Genomic DNA, 2,215 nt, shown 5'->3' with positions numbered 1-2,215 from the left:
GGAAATTTGCTGCCACCGCTGCTGCGGGTAGGCGACCTGATTAACCGACAGTNGTTTCTAAATAAATAGCAGTACAATCCTGACAATCTTCCAAGCCAGAGATTGTCACTACCTCCCAATGCCTGGAATTGCGCTTCTCCGTCATTAACTATTACAGTCACGGACTCCAGGTTCCAATTGTCGTCATTGCCCTCCGGTGCAAACCGGATGTAGGTGGGAGTTAGAGGTAGGTTCTCCGTAAATAGCTGGTACGGCAAGCGTGGATCGTTGTTTACGCTATTACGAACATTGCTGCCTGAGCCGAGTATATAGGTGCGATCGGAGTTTCGCTCAAAGTCGTCTGTTGCCGTGCGGCGTGAGTCAATGAAGAACTCGCGCCCGCAGATGCCAATATAAATATCGCCATCTGTTCCGCCTCCTGCTCGATTGCCGGTCCTGATTCGAACACTAATCTTTTCTAACGCTGCCATGTCACGTCTCCTTATAGCGCTCGGTTGTTTNATCCGGCGCCTCTGCTGAAGGTTTCACCACTTACGTTACGCTACCGGAGGGTNGAGGCAGACTTGGCGTTACTGCTGTGAAGTAACTCACACAGGGTTGGTCTCTAAAAACGCACCCACGACCTTCGAAGATACGATGTCTCCGGAGCTGGAGCATTGGCACTAGGCAAATAGTGCGGCGCCGTTTTGCGTTAGCTTCACAACCGTTCCCCTCTTGTGACAATTCCAGCCAGCCTGGTGAAATCGCGCGATGTAGCCTGCCGGGTATTCCGCCGTGCCGCATGGCGGCGACGGAATCCTTGCGAGGAGCGGGACGGTCCTGTGGGGCAGCTAGGAACTAGCGGCTTCATGTGGACTTGAATCCATGGGCCAGTTTCAAAAAGTTCTGGCCTAGCACGGTCCCGTCGATAAGCCCCCATTACCCCAGAGGAGGGGCCGTGCTCTAACTCGGAGGATGTGATGCCCGAACCGAGCAAGGAAGAGATCGAGGCCCGAGCGTATCAGCTCTGGGAACAGGCCGGCATCCCGGTTGGCCGTGAGAAAGAGTTTTGGAACTTGGCTGAACAGGAGCTGCGCAACGAGGACAAATCCTCTCCAGTGCGCACCCCCGACACGCTGTGAGTCTTCATGAATAGTGACGATACTCCCGCGTCGGTTGAAAGGGCTGAACAACGGATCGATAGCGCCGTGGATGCGATCCGCAGCATGTCCTCGGACCTTGCCGACGAGCTCGCGCCACCCCAGACATGGCTCGACCGCGTAAGCGCCGCTACGCGCGAGGCGCCCATCCAGGCGTTAGCTATTGCATTCCTGGTGGGTGTCATCCTCACGCGCCGATGATGATGGCTCGGTCGGCGGGAGGCCCGCACCGGCCGTTCCTTACAGGGACCCGAACGCTCGCCAGACGATCGCCAGCACCACGAGCACGGCGTAGGCGGTCCTGCGGCCAATGCGGTTCACTTTAGTAGACCCGGCGATGCCGCCGATAACCCGCGGGTTCTTGCGCGCGCCCGAAATACGGATTGATGACGCACTGTGCCGAGCGGCCCGATGCCGACGCGTTGCATTGAGGCAGCGACGTGTAGCTGCATTCGTAATAGGTGGCCGGGCCATATACCCGCAGGCAAACCGGGTAAGCGGGATCGTACATCTGGGCGGCCGCCGGCCGTATTGCGACGGTCCCGATCGCCAATATCGTCAAGGCCAGAATGCGCATCAAAGCCTCCTTCGACAGCTCCGCTCAAAAAAAGGGCCGCCGGCGTTCGGCGGCCCAAGTCTTGGGAGGAAACGCGCCGAGAAGCAAAGCGCCTCTTGAGCTCGTCACATTTGCAGATTGACAGGAGATTGTTTCCGGCCGTCTTCACTCAAAAAGAAAATGGCTTCGGGATCGTTTCTTCGGAACCGAAGCGGTGAAGTCAGTTCACGGGGTCGAGAGATCCTGCGTTCGCCGGTTCGCGCTGGCGGGCCTTTCGCAATGGGAACGTGTCATGCCTAGAGCGTAGCACTCCAGCTTGCCGTGATGCGAGCTCTATGTTCGACTGCCGGCGCGTCCTTTTTCCAAGTTAAGGGAGAGCTGAGCATGAAGAAAANAATTCTTGTCGGTCTTGCGATCTTCGCTGTCTCCACTTCTGGCGCTTTGGCAGCCAAGAAAACGACGAAGCCGAAGGCACCTGCCGCCGCCGCCACGACCACCAACACGGGTGGCGCAGCTCCGC

4 protein-coding genes are annotated in these 2,215 nt (G+C 57.7%); 2 read left to right on the top strand and 2 right to left on the bottom strand.

All coding sequences use genetic code 11. The annotated features are described in order from the left end of the window. Positions 1–53 precede the first annotated feature (53 nt). On the bottom strand, positions 54–470 hold a 417-nt coding region (locus tag CQ14_RS43655; protein ID WP_210183163.1), incomplete at its 3' end, for a PLAT/LH2 domain-containing protein. 489 nt (positions 471–959) lie between these two features. On the opposite strand from CQ14_RS43655, the gene CQ14_RS42315 reads away from it, so the two are divergent. Both CQ14_RS42315 and CQ14_RS43650 read left to right on the top strand, forming a co-directional pair. After that, positions 960–1,121, top strand: coding sequence for a DUF2934 domain-containing protein (locus tag CQ14_RS42315; protein ID WP_082649917.1), 162 nt, complete (start codon positions 960–962; stop codon positions 1,119–1,121). A 6-nt stretch (positions 1,122–1,127) separates the two neighbouring features. Further along, positions 1,128–1,340, top strand: coding sequence for a hypothetical protein (locus tag CQ14_RS43650; RefSeq protein ID WP_156435101.1), 213 nt, complete (start codon positions 1,128–1,130; stop codon positions 1,338–1,340). Between the two features lie 121 nt (positions 1,341–1,461). Here CQ14_RS43650 and CQ14_RS17430 read toward each other — a convergent pair whose 3' ends face one another. Beyond that, entirely contained in the window at positions 1,462–1,716 is a 255-nt protein-coding gene (locus CQ14_RS17430) for a DUF3551 domain-containing protein (protein ID WP_057859085.1), read from the bottom strand. Positions 1,717–2,215: the final 499 nt, after the last annotated feature.

The sequence above is a fragment of the Bradyrhizobium lablabi genome (genome assembly GCF_001440475.1).
Classification (GTDB): Bacteria; Pseudomonadota; Alphaproteobacteria; order Rhizobiales; family Xanthobacteraceae; genus Bradyrhizobium; species Bradyrhizobium lablabi.
This window is presented reverse-complemented; position numbering and strand designations above follow the sequence as displayed.